The organism is Sphingomonas larreae (genome assembly GCF_051400595.1).
Classification (GTDB): domain Bacteria; phylum Pseudomonadota; class Alphaproteobacteria; order Sphingomonadales; family Sphingomonadaceae; genus Sphingomonas.
The window spans coordinates 82,289-107,990 of sequence record NZ_JBLFFI010000008.1; the positions used below are offsets into that span (position 1 = coordinate 82,289).

The 25,702-nt window shown below is 64.5% G+C and carries 21 protein-coding genes and 1 pseudogene; 13 read left to right on the top strand and 9 right to left on the bottom strand.

Annotated elements, in window-relative coordinates; translation table 11 throughout:
- Positions 1–14 precede the first annotated feature (14 nt).
- The 7 genes from ACMGDM_RS19095 to ACMGDM_RS19125 all read left to right on the top strand — a co-directional run bounded on the left by ACMGDM_RS19095 (position 15) and on the right by ACMGDM_RS19125 (position 4,959).
- Positions 15–431: a hypothetical protein gene (locus ACMGDM_RS19095; RefSeq protein ID WP_436805714.1), complete on the top strand. Its 417-nt coding sequence runs from the start codon at positions 15–17 to the stop codon at positions 429–431.
- The gene (locus tag ACMGDM_RS19100; protein ID WP_436805715.1) at positions 428–1,015 is read left to right on the top strand and encodes a hypothetical protein; all 588 of its coding nucleotides are present in this window, start codon (positions 428–430) and stop codon (positions 1,013–1,015) included. Before ACMGDM_RS19095 ends, ACMGDM_RS19100 begins: the two co-directional genes overlap by 4 nt.
- Positions 1,012–2,313 carry a FliI/YscN family ATPase gene (locus ACMGDM_RS19105; RefSeq protein ID WP_436805716.1) on the top strand — a complete coding sequence of 434 codons (1,302 nt, stop codon included), beginning with the start codon at positions 1,012–1,014 and terminating at the stop codon, positions 2,311–2,313. Before ACMGDM_RS19100 ends, ACMGDM_RS19105 begins: the two co-directional genes overlap by 4 nt.
- A 235-nt stretch (positions 2,314–2,548) precedes the next feature.
- Positions 2,549–2,749 (top strand): hypothetical protein, encoded by a 201-nt coding sequence (locus tag ACMGDM_RS19110; protein WP_436805717.1) that lies wholly within the window; start codon positions 2,549–2,551, stop codon positions 2,747–2,749.
- Complete coding sequence (locus tag ACMGDM_RS19115) at positions 2,746–3,450, top strand: hypothetical protein (protein ID WP_436805718.1); 705 nt, start codon at positions 2,746–2,748, stop codon at positions 3,448–3,450. The genes ACMGDM_RS19110 and ACMGDM_RS19115 overlap by 4 nt, the downstream gene beginning before the upstream one ends.
- A gap of 65 nt (positions 3,451–3,515) precedes the next feature.
- Complete coding sequence (locus ACMGDM_RS19120) at positions 3,516–4,145, top strand: hypothetical protein (protein WP_436805719.1); 630 nt, start codon at positions 3,516–3,518, stop codon at positions 4,143–4,145.
- A gap of 166 nt (positions 4,146–4,311) precedes the next feature.
- Positions 4,312–4,959 carry a DUF6683 family protein gene (locus ACMGDM_RS19125; RefSeq protein WP_436805746.1) on the top strand — a complete coding sequence of 216 codons (648 nt, stop codon included), beginning with the start codon at positions 4,312–4,314 and terminating at the stop codon, positions 4,957–4,959.
- A gap of 14 nt (positions 4,960–4,973) precedes the next feature.
- On the opposite strand, the gene ACMGDM_RS19130 is transcribed toward ACMGDM_RS19125, so the two are convergent.
- Positions 4,974–5,417, bottom strand: a complete 444-nt coding sequence (locus ACMGDM_RS19130; RefSeq protein WP_436805720.1) for a hypothetical protein — start codon at positions 5,415–5,417, stop codon at positions 4,974–4,976.
- A 207-nt stretch (positions 5,418–5,624) separates the two neighbouring features.
- On the opposite strand from ACMGDM_RS19130, the gene ACMGDM_RS19135 reads away from it, so the two are divergent.
- Positions 5,625–6,476 (top strand): DUF1521 domain-containing protein, encoded by an 852-nt coding sequence (locus ACMGDM_RS19135; RefSeq protein ID WP_436805721.1) that lies wholly within the window; start codon positions 5,625–5,627, stop codon positions 6,474–6,476.
- Positions 6,477–7,162: 686 nt separating this feature from the next.
- Here ACMGDM_RS19135 and ACMGDM_RS19140 read toward each other — a convergent pair.
- Entirely contained in the window at positions 7,163–7,642 is a 480-nt protein-coding gene (locus ACMGDM_RS19140) for a hypothetical protein (RefSeq protein ID WP_436805722.1), read from the bottom strand.
- Positions 7,611–7,907, bottom strand: a complete 297-nt coding sequence (locus ACMGDM_RS19145; protein ID WP_436805723.1) for a hypothetical protein — start codon at positions 7,905–7,907, stop codon at positions 7,611–7,613. Before ACMGDM_RS19145 ends, ACMGDM_RS19140 begins: the two co-directional genes overlap by 32 nt.
- A gap of 1,092 nt (positions 7,908–8,999) precedes the next feature.
- Here ACMGDM_RS19145 and ACMGDM_RS19150 point away from each other — a divergent pair.
- The 5 genes from ACMGDM_RS19150 (at position 9,000) to ACMGDM_RS19170 (ending at position 18,586) form a co-directional block, all read left to right on the top strand.
- Positions 9,000–9,290, top strand: coding sequence for a hypothetical protein (locus tag ACMGDM_RS19150; RefSeq protein ID WP_436805724.1), 291 nt, complete (start codon positions 9,000–9,002; stop codon positions 9,288–9,290).
- On the top strand, positions 9,280–11,622 hold the full coding sequence (locus ACMGDM_RS19155; RefSeq protein ID WP_436805725.1) for a type IV secretion system DNA-binding domain-containing protein: 2,343 nt from the start codon (positions 9,280–9,282) through the stop codon (positions 11,620–11,622). The genes ACMGDM_RS19150 and ACMGDM_RS19155 overlap by 11 nt, the downstream gene beginning before the upstream one ends.
- 1 nt (position 11,623) lies before the next feature.
- Positions 11,624–14,884, top strand: coding sequence for a MobF family relaxase (gene mobF, locus ACMGDM_RS19160; protein ID WP_436805726.1), 3,261 nt, complete (start codon positions 11,624–11,626; stop codon positions 14,882–14,884).
- A gap of 2,683 nt (positions 14,885–17,567) precedes the next feature.
- Positions 17,568–18,248: an AAA family ATPase gene (locus tag ACMGDM_RS19165; RefSeq protein ID WP_436805727.1), complete on the top strand. Its 681-nt coding sequence runs from the start codon at positions 17,568–17,570 to the stop codon at positions 18,246–18,248.
- Positions 18,245–18,586, top strand: coding sequence for a hypothetical protein (locus ACMGDM_RS19170; RefSeq protein WP_436805728.1), 342 nt, complete (start codon positions 18,245–18,247; stop codon positions 18,584–18,586). Before ACMGDM_RS19165 ends, ACMGDM_RS19170 begins: the two co-directional genes overlap by 4 nt.
- A 1,733-nt stretch (positions 18,587–20,319) precedes the next feature.
- Here the strand turns inward: ACMGDM_RS19170 and ACMGDM_RS19175 are convergent.
- The 6 genes and pseudogenes from ACMGDM_RS19175 to ACMGDM_RS19200 all read right to left on the bottom strand — a co-directional run.
- On the bottom strand, positions 20,320–20,805 hold the full coding sequence (locus tag ACMGDM_RS19175) for a methyl-accepting chemotaxis protein (RefSeq protein WP_436805729.1): 486 nt from the start codon (positions 20,803–20,805) through the stop codon (positions 20,320–20,322).
- Positions 20,802–21,347: a heme NO-binding domain-containing protein gene (locus tag ACMGDM_RS19180; RefSeq protein ID WP_436805730.1), complete on the bottom strand. Its 546-nt coding sequence runs from the start codon at positions 21,345–21,347 to the stop codon at positions 20,802–20,804. Before ACMGDM_RS19180 ends, ACMGDM_RS19175 begins: the two co-directional genes overlap by 4 nt.
- Positions 21,348–21,619: 272 nt before the next feature.
- Positions 21,620–22,264 (bottom strand): TadE/TadG family type IV pilus assembly protein, encoded by a 645-nt coding sequence (locus ACMGDM_RS19185; RefSeq protein ID WP_436805731.1) that lies wholly within the window; start codon positions 22,262–22,264, stop codon positions 21,620–21,622.
- Complete coding sequence (locus tag ACMGDM_RS19190) at positions 22,261–22,845, bottom strand: TadE/TadG family type IV pilus assembly protein (RefSeq protein ID WP_436805732.1); 585 nt, start codon at positions 22,843–22,845, stop codon at positions 22,261–22,263. Before ACMGDM_RS19190 ends, ACMGDM_RS19185 begins: the two co-directional genes overlap by 4 nt.
- Positions 22,845–24,800 (bottom strand): TadE/TadG family type IV pilus assembly protein, encoded by a 1,956-nt coding sequence (locus tag ACMGDM_RS19195; RefSeq protein ID WP_436805733.1) that lies wholly within the window; start codon positions 24,798–24,800, stop codon positions 22,845–22,847. The genes ACMGDM_RS19190 and ACMGDM_RS19195 overlap by 1 nt, the downstream gene beginning before the upstream one ends.
- A 331-nt stretch (positions 24,801–25,131) precedes the next feature.
- A pseudogene (locus ACMGDM_RS19200) lies at positions 25,132–25,692 on the bottom strand (serine hydrolase domain-containing protein); the annotation flags it as partial.
- Between the last annotated feature and the right edge of the window lie 10 nt (positions 25,693–25,702).

Below are 25,702 nucleotides of genomic sequence, written 5' to 3' on the forward strand. Positions count from 1 at the left end.
AAGCCAGACGGGCGATGCGTCTCAGCTCGCTCGTCGCTGCCACTACGCGCGCTGCCAGGCTCCGGCTGCGGCTTGCCGGTGTCGTTCCGCCGCACTTCGACGCCCTTGGTCAGGTCCCGCTCTCGCAACTTCATCCACAGGCCGACATGCACATGGTCGCTCTTGCCGCAGGACTGCTTCATTACCGTCGTCAGCTGGACGCCGAGCTGAGCGGCGCGCGACTTCAGCCGATCGCGGCCCTATGCGGAGAGGCGCTGCTTGACCGGATATGCGCCACCATCCCGCCGCCGCCGGAGCAATGCGCTACCTCGTCTACGATCCCTGACGCCGAGTCGCTGCTGCTGCTCGGTCACGAGCTGATCGAGCGCCGAGACGATCCGGCCGCCAGGGCGCTCGCGTCCAGCGCCTTCCTTCTGGTCGAGCGCACATGAGCTTCCACCTGCTCGTAGGGACGCGCGCGCTGCTGAGCGGCGACGGAACACGTATCCCTGCCGCCGAACGCGAGTCCTTCCTCGACGCGGTAGCGCTGCTCGATCGCGCAGCGCGACATGAAGAGGGCGTAGCTCAGAAGGTCGCCGATGCCCGTTCCGAAGGCTGGCAGGCAGGCCATGCTGCCGGCATCGCCGCGATCGAGGAGTCGATCTCGGCCGCTCTGTGCGAAATCTCCGCTGCCGCGGCCGCGCACGCTCGTACCCGCCGCGACGAGATCGCCTCTGCGGCGCTTGCCGCAGTCACCGCGATGATCGGAGCGCTCGATCCTGCCGACGCCGCCATGCGCGCCGCGCTTACGGCCGCCGCGCAGCTTCCTGACGACGATCGTCTCACCGTGGCCTGCTCGCCCGAAGTCGCTACGCTGCTGAGTGCGGCCCTGGCACAGCGCGACGACACGACGGTCGAGGAACGACCCGACTACCCGGTCACACGTGTCGAGCTGCTCACCGGCGGTGGCCGAGTGGTCGCCGGGCTCGACGTTCAGCTAGCTCAGCTGGCCGACCGCTGGGACGTCGAACGATGACCGCGCTTCTCGCCGCTCTGGCCGAGGCGCCGCTCTTTGAGCAGCGGGGGCGGCTGCGGGGCGCTATCGGCACCACGCTCCGAGCCGCCGGAGTGCGAGCCCGGATCGGCGATACGGTGGAGATCGTCGATCCGCGACGAGGCGGCGCCCTGATGGCCGAAGTCGTCGGCCTCGCCGAGGGCGAGCTGCTGCTGACCCCTCTCGGCGACCTCAAGGGTCTGTCGCTCGACGCCGAGGTTGTGCTGCGCCCAGCCTACAACCAGGTGGCGTTCGGCGACGCGCTGCTTGGTCGCGTGATCGATGCGCACGGTCGCGCTCTCGACGGACTGCCGCAGGTCTCCCGCGAGCGGGTGCGAGCGCTGGACTCCGCCGCGCCGTCGCCGATGAGCCGACGGCCTATCCGCGAGCCGCTCGAGACCGGGGTGCGGGCGATCGACGGGCTGCTGACGCTCGGACGTGGCCAGCGGCTCGGCGTGTTCGCGGCGGCAGGTGGAGGAAAGTCGACGCTGCTGGCCATGCTTGCGCGCCAGACCCGTGCCGATGCGGTGGTGATCGCGCTGATCGGGGAGCGCGGACGCGAAGTCCGCGAGTTCGTCGAGGACGTGCTCGGCGAAACGGGGCTGGCGAGATCGGTAGTGGTCGTCGCCACTGCCGACCGGCCCGCGATGGAGCGCGTGCGCGCGGCTCAGGTCGCAACCGCCATAGCCGAGGGGATGCGCGATGACGGTCAGCACGTTCTCCTGCTGATGGACAGCGTGACCCGCTACGCACGCGCTCTGCGCGAGATCGGACTTGCAGCTGGCGAGCCTGCGGTTCGGCGCGGCTTCCCGCCATCGGTATTCGCGGAGCTGCCGCGGCTCTTCGAGCGCGCGGGCAACGGCACCGAAGGGGGGATCACCGGCGTCTACACGGTGCTGCTCGAGGAGGAAGACGGCGACCCGATAGGCGAGGAGGTCCGCTCCCTGCTGGACGGCCACGTCCAACTCTCGCGCGCGCTCGGCGCTCGCGGACACTATCCCGCAATCGACGTGGGAGCCAGCCTGTCGCGTCTGTTCTCAGGCCTTGCCAGCCCTGCTCAGGCGCAGGCCGCGCGGCGCGTCCGCGCCATGCTGTCCAAGCTGGCCGACATCGAGCTTCTGGTGCAGCTGGGGGAGTACCGTCCCGGTCACGACAGGCTTGCGGACCTGGCGCTGCAGCAAAAGGAGGCCATGGACTCCTTCCTGCGCCAGGACGCGGACGCGCCGTCTCCCTACACGACCACGATCGCTATGCTGAGAGGACTGGACCCAGATGGTTGACCCGATCCGGCTAGGCCAGCTCGCCCGCGTTGCCTCGCTCCGACGTGACCGACACGAGATCGCCTTCTCGGACGCGGCACGGACGCGAGACGCGCGAGAGCAGGCGCATGCCGCAGCAGAGGCAGTAGCAAGCGCGGCAGCGCGAAGCGCTCACGACGCAGACCGTCAGTTCGCCGCTTCTCCTGCCTCCCAGCAGGCGCTTCTGTGGCGACGTGTCCAGTTGGAGCGCGCCGCCGTGGCGAGCGAGGCGGCGGCAGCAAGCACGACGGCGCTCGACGCAGCAGTGGTCGCGCAGGATCGAGCAAGAGCCGAACTGCTGCGCGCGGATGCCCGGCTCGATCGGACGAGCTCGCTGCAGGCACGCGCAGCCAGCGCCTATGCGCGTCAGCGCGACGAGCGGGACGCTGACGACCGCCCAACGACGCGGCTGGCATGAGCGCGATCGATCGCGTCCCGAGGAACACTGCATCCAGCGCGACAACATCGACCACAAACCCTGCCCTTCCGCGCGAACGCCTGGGAGACGCTCTGGTACGAGGCTTCCGTGCCAGCCTGGCGCGTCGTGGCGACCCGGAGGTGGAGCATGCGACCGAACGGCCGCAGCCACAGCAGCGAGATCCGCACGACCGGACCCGACATGAATCGAACAAGGCGTCCGTGCCGTCCGCACGCCTCAGATCGCCGCAGCCCGACGCGAGCCTGGCGTTCGCAACGCCGCCCGAGGCAAGGACCTCCGCGGTTGCTCGTCCCGACCCAGCCGTCACAGGGATGGGCGTCGATCCTGCCGCCGCGGCAGCGATCGAGCGGCTGGCCGGAGCGATCGCAGCCGCGCTGACCCGTGGAGAACAGCCGGTATACGCGATCGAGTTCAACGGCGCGTCACCGCTTGCGGAGCGTGCCCTGCTCACGCGCGAGCCGGGCGGAGCGTTGACGCTGCGCCTGGACGGCGTGCCCACCGTGCCGATCGTCGCACCTGCCGCGATCGAATGCGAGCTACGGGTCGCCCTTGACCGTCGACGTATCCGACTCGAACGGCTTGAGTACGGCGCGGCGAAGAAGACGAATGCTCGCCTCATCGAATCGGCCAGCAGTTCTAAGCGTTTCGCCGAGAGCCGACCCGGTACGATCGACGCATAACGCACCTCGAGGCCGGGCGGCGCGGGGATGGTCCACGCGATGCCGGGCGAAGATGGAGGATGATCATGAGTTTTCTCGGTGGCATCATGCGCTCGGCCGTCAATCCGCTCTCGCTCGCCCAGCTGGCGGCCGGTCCTGCGGGCTGGGCCACGCTGGCGATGCGCACGCTGGCCTCGGCGGTCGGCCAGCAGGTGCTTCAGCAGCTCGGTCAGCAGCTCGGCCTTCCGCAGAGCGTGATCAGCCTCGCGCAGAACAGCTACGGCGCCGCCACCGGCACGCTCGGCGGCCCGCTGAACATTCAGGATGCGGTCTCCGGCCTTGCCGACCAGTTCGGCCTGTCGGCGCTCGAGCAGGGGCAGCTGACCCGCTCGGCAAACGACGCGTTCCGCAGCCTCTCCAACTCACTCGCGGAAAGCGACGAGTTCAAGGCCGCGCGCACCGGCAAGGGCGGCGAGAGCATCTTCATGAAGATCGCTCGCGTCCTGGGCGAACTCGCGGACAAGAAGCTGGGCGAGATGGTCGGCCTGGCCGACCAGATCGGCGCCACCACCGACGGCAAGCAGCAGAACGAGATCACCAGCCTGACCGGCAAGATGCAGGGCAAGAGCCAGGAGTTCGGTCTGATCTCGAACGCCATGACGAACGTCATCAAGACGATCGGTGAAGGCGTGTCGACCATCTCGCGCAAGGGCTAAGTCGCCTCACCTGCGAGATGAAGGCGGCGCGTGCGGGGATGACCCCGCACGCGCCTCTGCTATTGTAAGGGGCATCGAGACGATGAGGGGAACAGGTATGCGCCGGCACTTGCTCGCGGTCGCCCTGGCAGGCGTGCTGTGTATCGCCGATGGTGCGACGGCGCAGATGAACTTCATTGGGCCGCGCCTCTCGGGACGGACCTTCGTACCGCAGATCGAGCTGCAGCAGCGCCGTGCGGACCAGCAATCCGGAGCCAGAGGACGGAGTTCCGCCGCCGGCGCTGCGGCGAGCGCCAGCTCGATGAGGTTCGTATCGTCGCCCGCACGACGGAAAGCCAACATAGCGAGCTTCATCGAGAAGAGCCGTGGCGATCCGGCGTCTGCCGCTGCGATGCGCGACATGTTCGCCAAGGTCGACGTGCTAGGCGGGATGGAGCGCGCGATCAGACCGCTGGGTCTACGGACGGACGATGTCGCCGACGCCTACGCCGTATGGTGGATGAGCTCCTGGGGCGCGGCGCACGGCGACAGGTCGACGCCGGATCGTACAACTGCGCAGGCGGTACGCGCCCAAACAGCGCGCGCGATGGCCTCCACTCCCCAGTTCGGCGCAGCCGACGACGTGGCGAAGCAGGAGTATGCGGAGGCGATGCTGGTACAGGCCGCTATGATCGACGGCATGCTCGAGCGGTACCATAACGACGCCGTTATGGGTCCGAAGGTAGCCGCCGCAGTGCGGCAGGGGGCGCGTGCCTCCGGCCTCGATCTGGACGCCATGACGTTGACGCCGCAGGGCTTCGTGGCCGCGCGCTGAGCGCGCGGCTCGGCCTATCGTCTCTCAGACACGATCGCCGTTGTCCGATCAATCGAGCGCAAGGCGGTGTCGATCGACTCCGCCTCGCGCTCCTCGGCCTCGGCTCTCGCGATGGCCCCGTCGATTTTCTCCAGCGAGCTCGCCTCAGGTCTTGCGCCCACCAGGCTGGCGCTCTCCAGGACGAAGGCACCGAGCGAGCGAGCCAATAGGCCCTGATCGACTGGGCCACCTCCCAGCTCGTGCGTCAGCTCGCGCGCCGTGCCGTCGACGTCGTAGGGGTCGCCCTCATGCCGGCGCCGGCGATCCTCGTCGAGGAGATCGAACTCGCGGGCGAAGGCGTCGCCAATCCGACCGGCCAACGTCCGCATCGCGGTACCTGCCCGCGAGCCCACACCGGGACCGCCGATCCGGATCGCACCGACGCCGTCCAGACGCCGCGAACCGATGGGACCGACCATCACAAGACTCCTTCGCAGCTCCCGGCGAGACGATCGCGCACGTCCCGACTAGCCGATCGACGATGTGAACGCCCTAGACGAAACGTGCACGGCGCGACCACGCCCCGTTTACCCGCGATTCGCTTAGATCGTCTCCTCGTTCCGCCGAGAGCGGGACATGTCGAGGGGAGCTAGCTTCCATCGGGCGGTAGACAGGGAGATGAGATCATGAGCGTGGACGGTGCATCCATCGGCTTCGGCACGGCGCTGGGCGCCAGCGCGTCGATGCTCGGCAGCGCGGCGCAGCTTCAGGCGGCGGCCGGCCTGCTGGTCAAGCAGGCCGACCCGCTCGGCGCTGGTCCCTTCGCTCAGGCCATGATGCCGCTGGCCGTCACGATCAGCGCCATCGCAGCCGGTCGCGCCGAACCAATGGCGCAGTGGTCCGCCACGACGACCGGCGCGCACACCGCGAACGTCGATCTCGGCGACGGCTATTCGTTGCGAATCGATGAGCGTAACAGCGAAATGACGATCCTGAACGTGAAGACTGGCGAAACGACTCGCGTATGGGGCGACCCGCACGTGGAGGTCGATGGCCGTCATGCCTTCGACTTCTGGGGAACCACCACGTTCCAGCTCGAGAACGGGGCCAAGATTACCATCAACACCGAGCGGTATGCAGGAAACCCGAACATGTACGTCGCCTCGCAGGTCGTCGTCACGAAGGGTGCGAACTCGGTGGTGATCGACGGTATTAGCCAGAACAGACTCGGAGACCTTTCCGTCAGCGTCGGCGCGAACGGACGCGCCCTCGACGCGGCGCACCGCGATGGCTTTATGCTGTACGAGAACGCTACCGGCTCAGGCTGGCGGGCGGAGCATGGCGCCGTGGCGAACCAGAAGGATTTGGACGCCACGCGGCCCGGCGAGGCCTACGGTCCCGGCTCCACCACGCCGAGCCTCGGCGAAATCATGGGGCTCGCCGGCCGCTTCCTGACTTTCGGCGCTCTTCACATGGGTAGCCTCGACGCGGGTCGCGATCAGGCCCGCCGCACCCAAGCATTTCAGCGCCTCCTTTGACGTTCAACGCGGGCGGGCAGTCGCCCGCCCGCGTCGGCCCGATACGGTCGCCCGCATGATTGATCGCTGGCTTCCTTGTCATCGAAAGAGATCGCAAGTGGCGTCATCGTTCATGAGGAAGGGCCTGCTCTCCACCCTCAGCAGGCGATCGAGCCCCCTCACCTACCCGCTGAACGCACGGCGGATTTCCTCAGCCGACAGCTTGAAATTGGACAGGTCGCTAACCACCCCGACGCAAGCTCGTCGCCATGCCGGACGCACGTCCCGCTCCCGGCTGTCACCCTCGAAGGACCGCACCGCGCCGGTCCCGTCCCAGCGTCCACGCCACTATGTCCTACCTGCGGCTGTCGCATGGTCAAGCGGACGCCATAAAGGGACGGGATCCGGCCGCCAGTGGGCTGCCACCTATTCACGTTACCGCGGGACCAGACCGATTTGAACCGAAGCTTGTCCCTCGCACGCGGCGGCCACCAGCATCGCACTCCGGACGAAGGCGTCGACCACCGACGCAGCGACAGCGCGGACCGACTGTCTGCCGCTATCACGCTCGGTCCTCACTTCCAGGTACCACTGCACTCAGCGTCGATGGTCGAAGAGACGAGTGGTATAGCGGCGGAGCCGGCGGCCTTGTAGCTCACTCCTTTCCACTCTCCTCCGGTCATCCTGTGCCGTTTATGGAAGCTCGTTCAACGTCCCGCGATGGTCGCGAGCGGGGTGCCTTCGGCGCGTCGCCGACTGTCGCGTTTCATCGCCCGTACGACCCTGATCTCGAGAGCCATATCGGCTCGGCGCAAGGCATATGCCTCGTGGGGACCATAGCACGTCTTCAGGCGCTCGAGCGCCTCGCCGAAGGTCTCACCTCCGACTGCTCTCCGCACCCCAGTCAGCCACCGCTGCGAAGCATAGGGATGTCGCCGTACCCACAGACCTCGGGCGAGATCGGCCGCCGCAATCAACAACCATCCTGCGAGCGCTACAAGCAATACGAGGGCCGACATCCTGTCGCCGAAAAAGGTCACCGTCAGCGAAGCTTTCAGCATCATGCCGGAAATTGGGAGATGGATGATCCCCGGCATGCTGCTGAGTGGCCCCACCTCCCAAGCTGCGAGTGCCCGGTCGGCCGCTGTCACGCGGTCAATCGCGCCAGGAATCATGACCGCCTCCAATGCTGTTCCATGAGCCGCCTTCGTGCCAATGCGACGGATTATCGTGAGAGGTTGAGTATGCCTTGGAGCTTGCGGAATGCCAGTCGTCGCGACGGTGCGCAGACAGGTCGGTACCGAAAGGATTGCCGAGCACATCAACGCCGCCGATCCCGCCGGTCATCGGCAGGCCGTTAGCTTGGTTGATAGCAGGTTCACTGGGCGCCGAGAGGCTCGGCGAGGCATGCCAGTCGTAGAACAATGAGGTGATCCGATCCAGCAGTCTCATGGGTCAAAAATCCTTCACCAATGAGTTCGCAGCGACGTCCATCTGGCGCCAACAACGTCCATCCAACGCGGGCGGGTTCGCGCTCGCTGACGGAGATCGTCGAACGACATCTTGAGCAGAATTCGGGCCTACGTCGTACGGCGTTGCATCCAACCTGGTGGCAAGTGCCAGGCTCGTCGCAGCGTTCAACATGTGCCCGCCTGATCCTCGCTGTCCGGCCTCTAAGAAGATCGCGGGCTCATTTATCAAGGCGGTGTAAGCGGGATCGTCGCCAAAGTGGCTGCGCGTGTAATTCCGGCCGCGAAGCAAAGGCTGTCAGCGACAGAACCGGCTTATGACTCGAACACGCGCTGAGCGGTCTTCGAGATCTCTGAATCTCGATTTCGTACACGTCGTCGGTCGTCAGAACGCGTTCGCCAGTCAGGAGCCGAATAGCGTGACTCGTCGCACCAAACCCGACTTCAGGAAACGCCACTCGCGCGTGCCGCTCTCGCCGTCCAACTCGCCGCTAGTAGCCTACTTCCAGAGCAGCGCACGTGAGCCAGTCGCTCCCCTGGAGGGCTCAAGGCGTCCGGATCCGACAAGTGGCGGATGGATCGGCAGCGGAGCGACTTTGGCTCTGGTTCCCTGAGGCGTTCGCGCGCGGCCTCCTGTGATGGCTATTTGATCCCCAAAGCGGGATAAATAGGGAACGCGCCGCCTCGACGACGGAACGGGAGCGGCACTTAGGCGCGCTGTCCCGCGCGCCTAAGTGCCTGCAGAAAGGCGATAATCAGGTCGCCGTCGGCTCTTGATACTCCGACACAAACAGGGCGAAACACATGCTGATTTGACAGCACACCGAACGCAAGCTTCGCTTGCCCTTTTCCTAGATTTTCTGCGCCTTTGGCAGCTTTGAACGTGCGTGTACGAGCGAACCCGTTTGTGAACCCGTCCGCACCCGCATCAAAAATGGCTAATACCCGTCAGATTGGCAGGTTCGCTTGAGTGCGCTTTTTCGATCCGGTTGCCGGCCGCGCATTGCGCGTGGCTCGCCAATCGGCTAAACCGCATACGCGCAGTGCCCACCATCCTCCCTGCTAGGAGGTTGGATTGCGGCAATCAAAATATGCTCGGACCGTCCGGTTTGATCCAGAAAGTCTGGCTCGGCTCGAGAGGGTCGCTGTCGAGCAGGAGCGCTCGGTAGCCGACCTCATTCGCCTTGCGATCGATCGCTTTCTGGCCGGAGAGATAAGGCTCTCGGCGAGTGAGCTACGCCACCTCCGCGTTGCCGAATATACGCAGGTCGCGCTCGACGCGATCATCCGGGAGGAGCACCCGGAGCTGCGCGATACGCTGGTCCTCGAGACGAACCGCCGCATGGAGAAATACCATGGCGCGTGACGACCCCAAGGGCACGCGGCGCGACATCCGCAACAACCGCCTGGCGATCCCGCAGGAGCACCATTCGTCCCGCGGCGACACGCCCCGCAACTCGGGCAATTTCACCCGCGGTTCGCAGCTCCTGAATACACAGGTGCTGATGTGGCTGCAGGGGGCCAAACTGCCGGTCCTCATGTGGCTCGGCGTGTTCGCCCTCGCCTACGTCACCATCCTGTCCATCACCCTCGACGAGAACAACGTGCAGCTCATCTGCATGCGGGTCCTCTCGAGCCTGTGGAACTGGGTCGCGCTTGACAATCTAAAGCAGGTTGACCTCCGCATGCCGGACAACAGTCTGCACCGCACGATCATGGGCTATGTGCCCCACGTCCCGGAGGTTGCGCGCGTGTGGGACAAGGCGGTCCGCGGGGTGCTCGGATCGATGATGATCGCCACCTGCGTGACGGTGCCGCTGGCCATCTGGTTCGTCGATTTCTCCAAGCGCCGCGGCAAGGCGATGATCCAGGAGCGGCACGAGCGCGGCGCCATGCTGGTCGAGCGCGATCTGCTCTACGCCGAGATCGTCCAGCACAACAAAATCGAGTTCGTGAAAGAGGCTCAGACCCTCTTCCCGGGCAAGACCGCAAAGGAGGTGCTGAGGCTGCCGTTCGGGGCTCGGAAGGCGGGCGGCATCCACCACCCCTATTACATCGCTGGCATCCCCTACCCGCACCGTCTTGAGCAGTCGCACACGATGCTGCTCGGCACCACCGGCTCGGGCAAAACGACGGCGCTCCGCAAGCACATCCGGCAGATGCGCGAGCGCCAGGACAGCGCCGTCATCTTCGACCTCACGGGGGCCTATGTGGAGGCCTTCTACGACCCCGAGCGCGACACGATCCTGAACCCGCTCGACGCGCGCTGCCCGGCTTGGTCGATCTTCAACGACTGCACTACCTACAGCGAGTTCACCGCCGCGGCAGCGGCCCTGATCCCGTCGGATGGCGGCGCGGCCGAGCCCTTCTGGGCGCTGGCTGCACGTACCCTGTTCATCGAGATGTGCATGAAGCTCATCGAGAAGAACATGATGTCGAACCAGGCGCTGGCCGACAACCTCATGACGGCCGATCTGAAGCAGGTTCACAAGCACCTCGCCAAGACCATCGCCGACCCCATCACGGCTCCGGAAGCGGCCAAGATGGCGGAGTCGATCCGCGCCGTCTTCAACACCAACGCGCAGGTGCTCCGCTTCCTCCCCGACACCGGTCCGAGCTACTCGATCAGGGGCTGGATGACGGGCGAGAAGAAGCTCGGCTCGATCCTCTTCATCACCTCCAACTACACCGACCTAGAGATGAACCGCGCGCTGCTGACGCTGTGGTCCAACCTCGCGATCCACTCGCTCATGACGATGGCGAAAACCCGCTCGCTCAGGACCTGGTTCATGTTCGACGAGCTCGGCGCGCTGCACCGCCTGCCCGCGATCGAGAGCGGCCTCCAGACCGCCCGAAACTACGGCGGGGCGATGATCCTCGGGCTGCACTCCTTCGACAAGCTGGTGCAGGTCTACGGCGAGGAAAACGCGCGCAATCTGTCGTCGCTTGCGCGCACCAAGCTCATCCTCGCTGCGGCTGATCTGGACACCGCGGAGCAGTGCGCACGATACATCGGGAACCGCGAGATCCGGCAGATGGATGAGGGGTATAGCTACGGCTATAACAGCACCCGCGACGCCTCAACGCTGACCCCTCGCAAGCAGATCGAGCCGCTCGTCATCCCCGACGACATCACGAATTTGCCGTCGATGCACGGCTTCATCAAATTTCCCGATGGTTTCCCCGCCGCGCGCATCCAGCTCGAGTGGGAGCATTACCCCAAGGTCGCCGAGGGCTTCGTGCCTCGCAAACCGGACAAGCCGGACGACGCCGGGTCGGGTGTGCGCGGAGGTGGAGGCAAGCCGAAAGGTGGTGATGACGAAGGCGGGCGTGGGGAGTCGCTGGCGCTGACGGAAGACGAGCTGACGCCGGCGAATGAGGCGAACAACCTCGCCGCCAGCATCCTCTCACAGCCGACCGAGGGCGAGCTGGACCGGTCCAACGACGGCCTGTCGCTCGATGCCACTGCAAGGGGCAGTGGCGACCCGCGTGCGGCATCTTCCAGCGAGCGTACCAGCGACGAAGATCGCGACGAGCGCGCTAAGTCGATGAACGGCCAGAGCGTGGTGCCGCAGCCGAAGCACCGTGACGGCGGCGAGCGCATGTCGATCGACGAACGATCAGAGGATCTGTCGATCCGGGAGGCACGCGACGCCTTCCCCGATGAGATCGACGACGGTCTGGGCATGGGCGACTGACATGCACTCGATCGCAAGCGTAAAGTCCGCCTCTGGCGCCGCAAAATACTTCACCCAGGACGACTATGTCGCTGGCGAGTATTACACCGACGAGAAGGCCGCCGATGTCAGCCTGTGGGGCGGTGAGGGCGCGGCCGCGGCTGGGCTCACCGGCACCGTCACGCAGGGAGCGTTCGCCAAGGCGCTGAACGGCGAGCTGCCATCCGGCGAGAAGGTCGACCAGCGCGAGGGTCGACGCCCCGGCTACGACCTCACCTTCTCAGCGCCCAAGTCGGTTTCCGTTATGGCTTATGTCGCTGGTGACAAGCGCATCCTCGGACCAGAGGGCGCGCACACCAAGGCGGTCCAGCAGACGATGGCCTGGATCGAAAAGAACGTCGCCGAGACCCGCATTACAAAGGACGGCAAGACCGAGGCGTTGAAAACCGGCAACCTGGTCTATGCGCTCTTCCAGCACGACACGAGCCGCGCGCTTGATCCGCAGGCACATATCCACGCCATCATCGCCAACCTGACCAAAGGCGCAGACGGTCTTTGGCACGCTCTACACGCCGATAAAATCTGGTCGAACAACAGCGTGATTGGTGCGATCTATCATGCCCACCTTCGCAACGAGCTGGAACAGATCGGCTACCAGATCGGGTCGCTCGGCAAGCACGGCACGTTCGAGATCGCTGGCGTCCCGAAGGTCATCCTCGAAACCTTCAGTAAGCGCCGCGGCGACATTGTCGCTGTAGCGGAACGGCTCGGGATCAAGAGCAGTCAGGGCATGCGCGATGTCACCGCCCGCACGCGCGATCCCAAACTGAACATCGAGGACCGTGATGAGCTAAATGCCGAGTGGATCAAGGAGGCTGAGGCGCTCGGGTTTACCGGTCAGGAGATCCGCGAGGCGGCCGAGATGATGGCCGCCAAGCTGGAGCAGCGTGAGAACGCAGGCCCGATAGGGCGCACCTACATGGCCATCGCTGATGCGGTAAGCGTCGCCAAGGAGACAGTATCAGGACTGCTACGAACGCCCGACCCGCTCGTCGATCGAGGCTTCGTCCGCCTGGCGCAGAGCGTCGGGCAGGCGAATGCTCAGCTGGCCGTGGCATCAGCTATTCGCAAGCTCGGCCAGCGTGAGGCGGCGTTCGAGACCAACAAGGTCGCCAAGCAAGCGCTAGACTTCGGTTTGAAGGGCGTGACCATCGACCAGGTCGAGACCCGCATCGCTCAGCTGGTCGAGAAGGGTAAGCTGCTCACCGGTGAGATCCGCCACGAAGGGCGGATGGTCGACGCTGTCACGACCCCGCAGGCGCTCAGGACGGAGGAAAGGATCCTCGAGCGGGTCGAGGCTGGCCGAGACGCCACCAGGCCATTGGTCGCGCCAGCTGAGGCGCCGGACCGGCTGCAGGCCGCCTCCCCTCACCCATTGAACGAGGGGCAGCTCGCAGCGGCCACGCTGATCGTCTCGACATCCGACCGCATCGTTGCCGTCCAGGGAATCGCCGGCGCGGGCAAGTCGACGATGCTGCAGGCCGTTGCTCGCGTCGTCGAGTCCGAGGGCAAGTCGGTGCTCGGACTCGCCTTTCAGAACAAGATGGTCAGCGACATGAAGGAAGGCATGGCTCGGCCCGATCCGGTGCCATCCAAAGAGATGTCGGTCGATCAAATGGAGGCGGCCGGCGTCAGTGCGGAGACTATCGCACATTTCATCTGGCACAACGAGAAGCACGCCAATCACTCGAATACGCCGGAGGCACAGGCGCGGCGCAATGAGCTGAAAGATACCGTCATCGTCGTCGACGAGACCTCCATGGTCCCGAACGAGCAGATGCTGGAGATGCTGACGATCGCGGAAGCGCTCGGCATCGAGAAGATCGCGCTCGTCGGCGATCGCCAGCAGCTGCTCCCGATCGACGCCGGCAAGGCCTTCGCCATGATGTTGGCGGCCAAGATCGGGATGGCGCGCATGGACGAGAACCTGCGTCAACAAACCGACCAGTTAAAAACCGTCGCCGCGCTCGCCAACGTCGGTCGCGCTGGCCAGGCGATGAAGGTGCTCGGAGAGAAGGTCATCGAGCACGAGGATCCGTCGGAGAAGGCATCCGAGCTGTGGCTCGCTCTGTCGCCCGAAGAGCGGGCCGACACTGCCATCTTTGCGTCCGGCCGCGAAACGCGCGCCGCGATCAACAAGGCAGTGCAGAAAGGCTTGAGGGAGGAAGGCACCCTCAAAGGTGAGGGCCTGACCCTGACCGTCCTCCAGAACGTTAATCTAGAGCGCGAGGAGCTCCGTTACGTCCAGAGCTATGCCAAAGGTCAGCGGCTAGAGATAAAGGGCTATGTCGCTGAGCTCGATCTGAAGCGCGGCTCGGCCGACGTTACGAGGACCTTCGCCAACGGCAAGGTCGAGATCCGCAAGGACGGTCAGACGATCAGGTTCGATCCGCAGAAGATCGATCCGGCGATCGAGAAGGATCGAATGTCGCTCGCCACGCTGGAGACGATCAAGATCCACGAAGGTGACCGCATCCGCTGGACCGACAACGACAAAGACCGTGGCATCGACAATGCCTCGCTCGCGACCATCAAGGGTATCGATGACGGCAAGGTCACTGTGGAGCTGGCGAATAAGGAGCAGCTAACGCTAGAGAAGGACGACAAGATGCTGCAGCGGCTGGACCTAGCCTACGCGCTGAACATGCACATGGCGCAGGGCGTGACCACCGGCAAAGCCATCACGGTCATGCTCAGCTACGAGCGAAACCTCTCCAACCAGCGCCTCTTCAACGTCGGGGTGACGCGCATCCGCTTCGACCTGACGATGGTAGTCGACAACCAGCAGAAGCTGGAGCGGCAGCTGGACCGCAACACCGGCAACAAGACCGCGGCGATCGAGAGTCTCAACCGCCTCGACATCGACGGCACTTCCTCGCGGAACCAAGCGGCCGACGATGCCCTGAGCGGCGCTGCCGCATCGCTCGACCATGATGATGCCGGGAAGGCGCTGATCGATGTCGCCAGTCTCGATCTCACCGACCTGCCCGACATGGGCAAGTCGGAGACCAATTACTCCGATCCGAAGCAGTTCGACGCTGACGCTCCGTCGCTGGATCGTAAGGACGGCGAAGATCGCGAAAAACCGGCCGAATTGCGGAAGGATGACGAGCTCGGTCTGCGGCCGCTCAACGTGGACGACCTGAGCGCCCTGCCCGCGATGCCCGCGATTGCCGACCAGATACCCGGATTGCCCCAGAAGCACCTTGGCCTGGACATGTGACGACCGCCATGACCCTTATCGTTGAAGGCACCTTGGACACTCTCCCCGCCGCAGTGCTCCGAATGCTATGCTCGACGCCTTCCGGAAGCTGACGACGCAGGCGCAATCGCGCATCGCACCCGCGGCTGCACCAGCCCCTGCTCCTCTAGCACCGACCAGGGGAACGTCTCAACCCGCGGCCAACCAGGGGCTCCCAGCCACAATCGGCCCGAGCCAGTGAAGAGAAGGGAGGAGAGGAGAGGACGGATGGTCGATGTGCCGTCCGGACCCACCCTCCCCTGCCCTCCAAACCAAAGGCGCAGCGATGAAGCCGCAGACTCGCTAACACGATCTTTTTCAGTCGACGGCAGATAGCTGGTGCGATGGCGCGGTATCTAAGGCGCCGGAGTGGCGACTCAGCCCATCGCATACCGTGCGGCTTCACCGCCGAAGATAATCGCCCTTGTCACCGGCTCGCCGAACATTTCACGTGCCGGGCAACCCCGATCCTCTTCTGCGACCCAGCATTCTAGGAAGCGCTCAGCCGTTCGGACGCAAGGAGAACGTCGTGACGTTTCCCTAGATCAAATGGCGCGGCACTATCGCGACAGCGCACGGCTATTGCGGAACGTCTTCTACGTCCTTGCCGCCAGGTAGCACCACGAAGCCTTGTCGATCCTGCAAGCGGACGTGCTGGCTCTTCCATCAGAAAGAGCCAGGCGGCCGAAAATGTCGTCCGCCTTATAGTCTCCCTGCCGCCATCGTGGTCTGGCCCGAGCCGCTTCTCGGCGGTGACTGCCGCAAGCACACTCGTGCGCGAGAAGGTAGGCGGCTGAGGTGAAGCTCGGACGGGCCCCCCTACCCCGCCCGCTTACCCCGCCGTTTTCGCCGTCGTGCGGCCACGGCCGCCTACGACCCTCCCCAGCGGCCGCCGTCCCAAACAGCAGATAGAGGCCTGATGCTCGACCAGTCCGATCGCACGACAGCTCGCAAATCACGCAAAATTGTTACCTAGTCGAACGCTATTCGCCTACGCCACCCGTTCCGCGCAAGTGACTCGAGATTGTCGAAGCATTTTCATCTTGGTGTATCTCGCCCTCTATCTCCACAAGATCAATTAAATCTTCCATAACGCTGCTCCGCCCGCTCTGGCCGCTCCGCCCGCTCCGCCCGCTCCGCCCGCTCCGCCCGCTCCGCCCCCTTCGCCGCTCTGCCCGCTCCGCCCGCTCCGCCGCTCTGCCCGCTCCGCACGCCTCGCATCCTCCGCGCGCTCCGCACGCCTCGCATCCTCCGCCCGCTCCGCGCGCTCCGCACGCTCCGCACGCTCCGGTATCTCCGCCCACCGGCGTGCTTCGCGTATTCAGCGCGATACGCGGGCTCTGCGCGCTCCGCGCCCCTCCCCCGCATCTCCGGAGGTTCGGGCGCCCCGCGCGTTCACCGCACTCGTCGGGTTGCCCACGCTCCTCGCGCTCCTCGCGCTCTTTGCAACCCGTGCGGCCCTCGCGACCCTCTGTTCCTTCAGCTCCCTACGCTCCGCCCGCTCCGTGCGCTCGCCGCGCTCCGTGCGCTCGCCGCGCTCCGCGCGCTCGCCGTGGTTCCTGCGGTGGCCGGACTATGCTTGCTCGCCGCGACTCGTTCGGTTCGCCCTTACCGCGTTAGGCGTGCGCTGGGTCACGCTGCAAACATCGAAGGTCCTTTGTGATGCGAAAGAGCTGCTCCTAATCTCTTCGTCGCCTGTGGTTCATCACGTGTTGTGATGAGCCTCCCAACGAATTGTAGCGAAGCAGCAGTTCTCACACTTGCTAACGAATCGTTCGTAGCGCTCACAGCGCTCACAGCGCTCACAGCGCTCACAGCGCTCACAGCGCCCGCAGCGCTTACCGCGCTCCCAGCGCTCACAGCGCCCACAGCGCCCACAGCGCCCACAGCGCTCACAGCGCTCAAACCACTCACAGCGCTCACAGCGATCACAGGGCTCACAGCGCTCCAAGCGCTCAAAAACCCGCAGCGCTCACAGCGCTCGCAGCGCTCACAGGGCTCGCAGCGCTCGCAGCGCTCCCAGTGCTCACAGCAATCACAGCCTTCATAGCGCTCACAGCGCTCACAGTGCTCACAGCGCTCACAGTGCTCACAGCGCTCGCAGCACTCACAGCGCTCACAGGGCGTGCGGCCCTCGAAACGCGTACAACGCGCACAGCGCCCACAGCGCCCACAGCGCTCACAGCGTTCACGGCAACCACAGGGCTCACAGCGGTTACAGCGCTCTCAGCGCTCGCATAGTCGCGCAGGAGGATTGTAGCACTGGCGTGGCCGAGAAGGACGTTCTCTCGCTTGTCAAGCAAACGCGGCGCTCGACGGAGCTGGTTCGGAGCTCTTGAGCGATGAGGAAGCGGAGCTATCAGTTGTGGATCGTTAGTAAGGCGAGGATAGGCCGGTTTGCTCCTAGGCCATCGATCCGGCCAAGAACGTCACAGGCTATTGGTACCGTGTGCGCGGGGCGCGCAAGACAAAGCCGGCAGGAGCCGATTTGTCAGGGGTAGGGGAGCTCTTCGCGACCGGCAATTAGTGGCGCTTCGCATCGTCATTTCGAACCGCCGTAACCGCGCGCTCCGCCGCGGCCGCTAGAACCGTTGTGACTTGCGGAACCGCCGGAACCGCTTTAACGCAGCGGATTGCCACGTGAACGTGCAAGTTGGAGGTTCGAATGCCCGTCATCACGCTGCTGTCGCCCAAGGGCGGGGTGGGTAAGACTACTACCGCCCTGCTCCTTGCCACGGAGCTCGCAGCGCAAGGCGCCAACGTGATCCTGGTCGACGCCGACCCGAACTTTCCTCTGTCGAAATGGGCAGCGCTGAAGGGAAAGCCTGACAACATCGAGGTGGTTGAGGAGATCGATGAAGAGACAATTATCGACACGATCACCGAAGCACGTCGGCGCGCCAAGTTCGTAATAGTCGACCTGGAGGGCAGGGCCTCCGGCCGAGTAACAAACGCGCTCCTCGTCTCCAATCTCGCGCTGATTCCGATGCAAGGATCGGCGCTAGACTCCAACGAAGCGGCGCGTGCCTTCAAGAACGTCAAGCAGGTTTCGAAACACCGTGATAAGCCGCTCAAGTTCGCGGCGGTGCTGGCTAAGACCCAGGCATCCGACCGCCTATGGCCGCGCGACCTCAAGCAGATCATTGCCGGCCTGCAAGAGGCTGGCATCCCCGTGATAAGCACCGCACTTGCGGATCGCGGTGCGTTTCGCGCGCTGTTCAGCTTCGGCGGCACGCTCGCGACGCTGAAGGCGACGGACGTCGGCTCGCTCGCCACCGCCCGTGCTAACGCGGCAGCTTTCACCGTCGATGTGTTGACCCTCCTCAACGAAAAGGCACCGGCATGACCAAAGGCAGCGCTCGCCCCGGACTCGCGAAATTCGCACTCGACGAAGATGATGACATCCCCGTGCCGACGGCAGAACAGCGCGCGGCCGCGCGGCAGGGCGGGGAGCGGCTTGGCTTCAAGTCTGAACCTGCTGATACGGCATCGAAGCCTACGGCCGTGCCTTCGCCGGTCCGAGCTGCCATCTACACCGCGAACTTTCACATCCGCACGACGCCGGAGGATCGCGACCGCTATGACGAGTTCGCATACCGGCACCGAATGAAAAAGGGTGAGGCGATGAGGCTTCTTCTGGATTTGGCCGAGGAGGCTGAGGCGGCGCGCAAAAAGGGTAGATAGGAGGTCGCGAGTAAGGGGAACGATTTGGGGAGCAGGGGAGTGGGGAAAGCAGACCGCTGATTTTCGACCCGCCTTGCTCGTGGCGGTTCGGGCGAACCGAACGGTTACAGCGGAGATATGCGAAGACCGGAAGCGATCGTCTGCCTGACGGCTTATCGGGGAAAGCGCCTCTTCACCGCTACTGCCGGCTGGTATGGGCGAGCCACTCTCGAGCGGCTCACGCTGATCTGCGGGGCCCGCGGTACAGCTTCTGGTCCTGAACCTTATAGCCCAAGGTAGCGCTGGCACCGGGTCAACGCGGACCGTGCGTTGTCGTCGGTCAGCTTCGCAGCGGCGTCGCCCTCGGCCGAACGCGTATGAGGGTGTTGCTCCGACTCTTTCGCTGTTCAAGGTCAAATTGAGAGGATCTCATCATAAACGCAGGCGTCAGCGCCGATCGTGGCAGGCGCGGGGCAGGCTAGGGAAGCGCATGAGGTATATGCTTCGAGCGCTTGCAAGTGCGGTGGCTGCCGCGGGCGAGTATGAGTATTTGGTTTTGGGCATGCGGCGACTGTTCCGCTTTGCCATCTCGGATGCCGCGCCAGCGCAGCACCGCGCGCTTGGTTAGGCGCCGCGGACACCATGATTGGCGGGTGGATAGCCGCCCCCTGCTGCGGGGCGGTCGGCCGGTAGAACCAGCCGTTCAGCCGGCAGGGGAGGGGGTTCGATTGCCGGCCCAGAATGGGAGAGCTGTTCGTCCGCTATCGGGCGGACGGGAGGGCAAACCGTCCGTTAGTTCAGGAGGAAGAAGAGGGGGCTCGGTCGCGACGAAGGGGGGAAAGCTGCCACTCCGTGGTATGGCGATCGCCAACAACGCGGAGGTTCGATCAGGCGAGGCAGGGGGCTTGAACGCCTGCCCGGGTAGGGTGGATAGCTGCCCGTCCGCTATTGAGCGGTCTGCTGGGAAGTTCGGCCGTTCGTTCAGACGGCAGGGGAGGGGGCCCGAGATCCTGAGTCGGGTGGAAAGCGGCCGGTCCGCGTTCGGGCGGACGGCCGAGAAAACCAGTCGTTCGTTCAGCGTGGAGACCCGATCGCTCATCGAAGGGCAGAACGGCACGATCGCTTTCGGGTGCTGCATGGGTCTTCGCATGAGAGGCGAGGGCTCGCAAGCGCCTATGCCGAGCTTTACGGTCGTAACTCTTGGCTTCCGCCTTGCTGCCCTTCGTTCTGAGAATCAGAACCAGCTACGGTAATGTCGAGCAGCCACGACCCCGGTGGACTCAGCGACGCTTGATCGATCGGGAGAAGATGAGAGCACGATCATCGGCACGCACTAGCCAGGTAAATAAGCTGGCTGGCGCGGCATATCTGGCGCTCGTCGCGATCGCCAGCATCTCAATCGCGGCCGGTAGCGGCGTAGTGGGCTGAACATTCAGCCAGCTTGATCAGCGCCACGGCGCACGCGCGGGGCTGCAATCTGCGAATCATTACGATGCCGCACGATCCTGTCAGCTCGCATCTCGTACTCGAGAGCCTCGGGCCTTAGCCGGTAAACATCAGCGCCTTGCACAAAAACGGCTGCGATCCGGCGACAGCGGTCAGCTCGACGCCGAAGCTATCGGCTAAGAAGCCGGTGTGTGGCGGAGATACCCTCCGTCGAGGTGCCCTCCGTGCGTTTGGAAAACGCCCGTGATCCTGCCTGCTGTAACGGGGCGACACCCGCCGCCAACCTCCGCTCCCGCCGGAAGTAAACATTAAGGGCCTAGGGGGACGCCTTTAGCAATAGTCCGTGCCATGGATCCGCTAAGCCCAGCTGCCAGGACGTCGGCCGCCTTCTCGGTCGCTGACCGCGTGGCACCGGCTAGCTTGCCGACTTCCTCAGCAACTACGCCGAAGCCACGCCCGGCGTCTCCTGCGCGTGCAGCCTCGATGGACGCGTTGAGAGCCAGCAGACGGGACTGGCTCGCGATGCCGGCGATAACCTGAACGACCTGCGACAGCTCACGCATCGCAATCTCGAGGGCGTTACGCTCACCGGTAAGCTCAGCCTCTGACGCTTTTAGAGCGGCGTTACGTGCTACGAGCTGGGTATTCGCCTCTACGATCCGCAGGTTGATCTCGTAGATTTCGCGGGTTTTCTCCTCCACCAACGCTTCTGCGGCCTCGCGAGCGGCACGCTCGCGTGCCAGACGGCCCTGAAGGCGCCGGATCTCATCGTCCGGTGAAACCGTGTCGATCACGCTACACGCCTCAAGGTGTTGCGCGTCACGGTGAAGCGGATTGTGTCACCGAGTGGGGAATAGCTGACTTCGACAGGCTCTCTCAGGTGGACGGCGGCGCCCTTGATGACGCCGACGGCTAAGTCTGCGAGCGGCTTGCAGCTGCGATAATCAAGCGTCAGTTGATCGTACGTCCGCTCGACCACGCGAAAGGACGGCAGCTCGGCGTCGGGGTACAATCGTCGCACCTCCCGCTCGTGGAAGTCATCAATGCCGTCGAGCACATCGAAGAGGTCGCGGTCGCGGAAAAGCTGCGGAAATTTGTTCACCCACTGCTCAAAACAGAACGTGCCAAACCGCTCCATCAACGTCGGCATGGGCGTTCCCGAGCGGCGCGTCAGGCCGGTGATCAACGCCACCATCTCCTGGAATGGATAGGTTCCCACACTCGTGTAGGCTCCCCCGTGGGGGAGGTTGGCCGCCTCGATTACGTCATCGAGCATATCGGCACCGAAGTTCCGCTCGCAGAACTCGAAAAATGTGGTGAAAACCAAGCCCTTCACGCCACACCCCAGCATACGTCAGTGCGGTGCTAAGTGGCCGATCTGGCCTAAGATTCTCTTACAACGCTGCACTACGCGCGCTTACTCATCCCAAAGAGCGCGTTCCGCAAGCTGTAGAGAAAAAGCGAATAAGGCGACAGCCTTTGCGGCGCGCAAGGCGTGCCGCCCGTCGAGATGAATGGACGACCGAAGTTGAAAGGCGCCCCGGGTCCGGGAGTGACCGCTTCTGGGTCCCTCTTACCAACGCCTTTCAGGCGCAACGACCGCGATTTCTATAAACAACGCGACACGTTCACGTCCGTGCCGTTGTCGAGCCTCGTCAGGTCGCGCTCGACGCGCGCCGGCATCGCCGCGATCTCCACGATCATCGGCGAGGAGAGCAGGTTCAGGAAAGTCAGCGGCTCGTGCCGATACGCCACCTCCACGAACATGGCCGGGCGATCGGCGTCGCCGAGGATGCGTGAGTCGCTCGGCCCCATCCCGGGGAAGCTTGTGCCCTCGGCCCCGGCGTTCTCCACCCCGTAGGAGGACGGATGGTCCAGCCCGCCGCGGCAGCGTTGCCAGTGGATCCACTGTCCCTTGTCGGTATTCTGCTCGAGGCTGGAGAGGATGATGCGGCCGCGGTGCGCGAAATCCAGCCCCTCGCCAGCGACGGTGCCGCCGAGTAGCACGTCGTTGACCTGCGCCTCGGTGAGGCGTTGAGGTCCGGCCAACTCGACGCTGCCCAGTCGGCCGGCATTGTCGGCGACCTGCAGCGCGATCTGGCTGAGCCGCTGCTTCATCAAAGCATAGTGGCACAGCTCGGCCAGGCCCATGATCATCAGCAGGAACAAAGGCAGCGCGAGCGCGAGCTCGACCAAGGCGACCCCGGAGCAATCGCGGCGCAACGCTTGCGCCACACCGGAATGGATGCTCACGGGCAGCTCCGTTCGATCACCGCGGTCTGCTGATCATAGGGCTGGTTGCGGAAGGCGGTCCGGGCGACGATCGGGCGCTCGCGCCGCAGCGGGTTGATCGCGATCGGCATCAGCCGCGCATGGTGGACGGTGGCGGTGTAGACGACGACGTCGCGCGCGTTGCCGTCGCTCTCGTCGCTGCCGCCGCGCTCGTCCCAGCGGCCGTTGTTGTTGAGGTCTTGGTAGGTCTCGTGCGCGTCGCAGACGCCGTTGGCGTTGACGTCGTTGAACGGCTCAAAGGGCGCGTCGACCTCGGCATAGTCGCGGAAGGAGCGGCGCGTGAAGGTCACGCTCGCGGTGGGCGCGAGCTGGTGCACCGTGTCGCGCACCCGGTTCTCGATAAAGGCGCGCTGCGCCGCGTCGCCCGCGGTTTCCAGCGTGCGGCTGCGGCTGGCGCGCTGCATCTCGCCTTCCACCACGGTGCGGACGTAGGCGTCATAACCGAGCTCGAGCCCGCCGGTTACGAGGATCAGCAGCACCGGCGCGGCGAGCGCGAACTCGATTGCGGTTGCCGCGGTGCGATCGTGAAGCAGCCGGCGCATCAGCGCACCAGCCGCAGGTGCGAGATGCGCTTGGCGATGTCGGAGAAGGCTGCCTCCAGCTCGGCGGCATTCTTCGCCTCGAAGGCATGGCCCTGTGTCGCACAGCCGCTCAGCAGCGGTGTGAGCGAGGTGCCGAAGGCAATCACCCAGACGGTGACGCCCTTGGCCTTGGCGACCAGGCAGAGGCTGCCGAGCCGCTGCTCGACGAGGCTGTTCTGCTCGCCCGCGGTGGGCAGGCGTGTGGCCGGCGTGCGCCGCCGGTCCAGCGCGGAGAGGCCATAGGCATCATAATCGGCGACGTGGGTCTCGGTCTGACCGTCCGTCATGAAGATCAGGTGACGCGCCAATTTGCTGCCGAGCGGCGCCTGATTCTCGCTCGCGAACAGGCCCTGCGCGGAGAGCAGGCGTAGCCCCCAGAGGAAGCCGACGTCGTGGTAGGTCAGACCCGCCGGCTTAAGCGAGGCGAGATAGCTGCTCAGCGTGGTGGCATCGATCACAGACAGCTTGCGGGCGTAGGTCGGGCAGGCGGCCCGGACGGCGGTGTCGCTGCTCGGCGTTATGTAATTGTCATAGCTGTGCAGCACCGTCGTCGGCGCACCCCAGCGGTCATCGCGGATGTCGTTCGCATTCCACTGTTTGCGCGAGTAGACCAGACCCGGCAGGGCGGGGCGCCACTGTGTCTTGGCATCGCCCGCGATCGGGACCGTGTCGACGTCAAGGTCGAACCCCGGGTCGGCCTTCATCGCGTCATGGTTCAGCGACGACTGGCGTTCCTCGATGCAGGCGTTGCTGCGGGTCCAGCTGATCGTGCGCATCTGATGATTGTTGGCGACCTGCGCCGTGAACTCACCACCTGAGACATTACCAAGTCCATCAGCATTGCGCAGGCTCGCAAGCGCGTATTCCACGGGTGCGTAGTCCCACCAGTAGCGATTGTCGTAGGTAACGGCGCCGGCATCTGGATTCTTGTACCTTCTCCATGGCTGCTTTTGCACGTAATCCTTGTATCTCACTTCGGTCACCGTGCAGGCGCCACCACTTAGGCGGGCGCTTCGATCGATGTTGTTGATTATCTGAACAGCTGTCCATGTCGCGGTGCCGTCAGGATTGTTCACACGGTTTTCATCGTATGGTTTGTAGTTCTGCTCGGATGTGACAGTGCAACGCTCAGCCGGGATGGTGTATGTTGTCGTGTCCTTGCTGCCGCTGACGTACGTCCATGGTCCAGTCGGCTCCTCCTTGAACTCTGAGCCTGTTCTAGGAACACTCTCTACCTCTTTCGCGACGCGCGACTGATAGGTCCAGCGGCTTACGAGCCAGTCTGGCTTGAGCAACGTTCCCACGTTAACAGTGGAGGCATACGGCACGAAGCCGTAGCGCAGCCGCGTCTCGCTGCCCTTAGCCTTCTGCAGAACCGTATAGAAATTCTGCACCGACGAGCGAAGCGCCGCGATGCGGCTGATCGAGTCGCCGGGGTTGGATTCCGCCATCGACAGCGTCGTGTCGAGCACGAACATGATGTCGGCATTTGGCAACTCCATCTGCGCGTCGCAGCTCGCCTGCAGATCTATCGCGCCGAAGCCGAACACCTTCATGATTAGCATGGGAACGCTGGCCGAAGCGGTGGCGTGCACGGTCGAAATGCTCCGCGGCTCGTAGATGATACGTGACCCCGTTGAGCCATACTGGCCAGTGCGGAAGTTTGACTGGAAGTAGCGGTCGGCCTTTTGCTGAGCTACGCTGCTCCAAGCCTCAGCCCCCATACCAAGCCGACCGGCGAGCACCGCGGCGTCGCACGCTTGTTGCAGCCGAGTGCGAACGAGGTAGGCACGTGCCATATCGAAGGCACCTCCCAACATGCCGAGGAGTGGCAACATGCTCGCCGCGCCGATCAGCAGGACGTTGCCACGCCGGTCGCGCAAAAGTCGGCGCGAAAAGCCGGAGAGCTTCGCCACGATCCATCACTCCGCTTTGGCGCTCTCAACGGAGCGCGTTTCCGTCGACCCCAACTGCAACGCAAAGGTTTAAAATGGCGTGTTTGTTGATCAACGTCAGGATGAAGCCTGGACAGCTGCGCTGCGCGCCTCAGCATGGTAGCCGCCACAAAACGGCATTTTGGGCTGCTCCCACGTGATGAACGATAGACCGGAGTTGGGGAGCGGTCGGAGCCTCCTGAATGACCGCAAATGGGTCATAAGGCCTGGGCGCGAGCCTCAAAATTGATCTCGCTTCTGCCGCACCACGGGATTGCCTGCTCGATCTGTGGCATCTTCACCACCAGGCCCGTTACGGCGCACTACCCAGCTCGGCGGCAGGCACAATTCCCTCATTAAGGAGCGTGTGGAGCGCAGCAATATGACCATTGTTTCGCGCGCCCCCGGGGTCTGGGGTCATGACGACCGTCAGCTTCAGGCCAGGCACGATGAACAGCATCTGCCCGCCATAGCCCCAGGCGAAACGCAACGGATGGTCACGAATGGTGCCAACGAACCAGCCAAAGCCATATTGTCCACCGCTCCACGGCGATACGGTGCGCGGGGGCCAGCTTTCCTCGATCCAGCGGGCAGGCACGATCCGCCGTCCGTCTATCACGCCGCCCAGGCGATAGAGTTCGCCGAACCGCGCTAGACTGCGCGGCGACATCATCATGTCGTTGCCGCCGAGATAGATGCCCTGCGGATCGCGCGACCATGGCGGGATGGTAATGCCGAGCGGCTCCGCCAGCCAGTCGCGCATCAGGGCATGGGTGTCGCGTCCCGACGCGCGGGTCAGCATCGTCGACAGCAGATGCGTGTTGCCGGTCGAGTAGAGCATCGCACCGCCCGGCTCATCGACGAACGGGCGCGCGAGGGCGAAG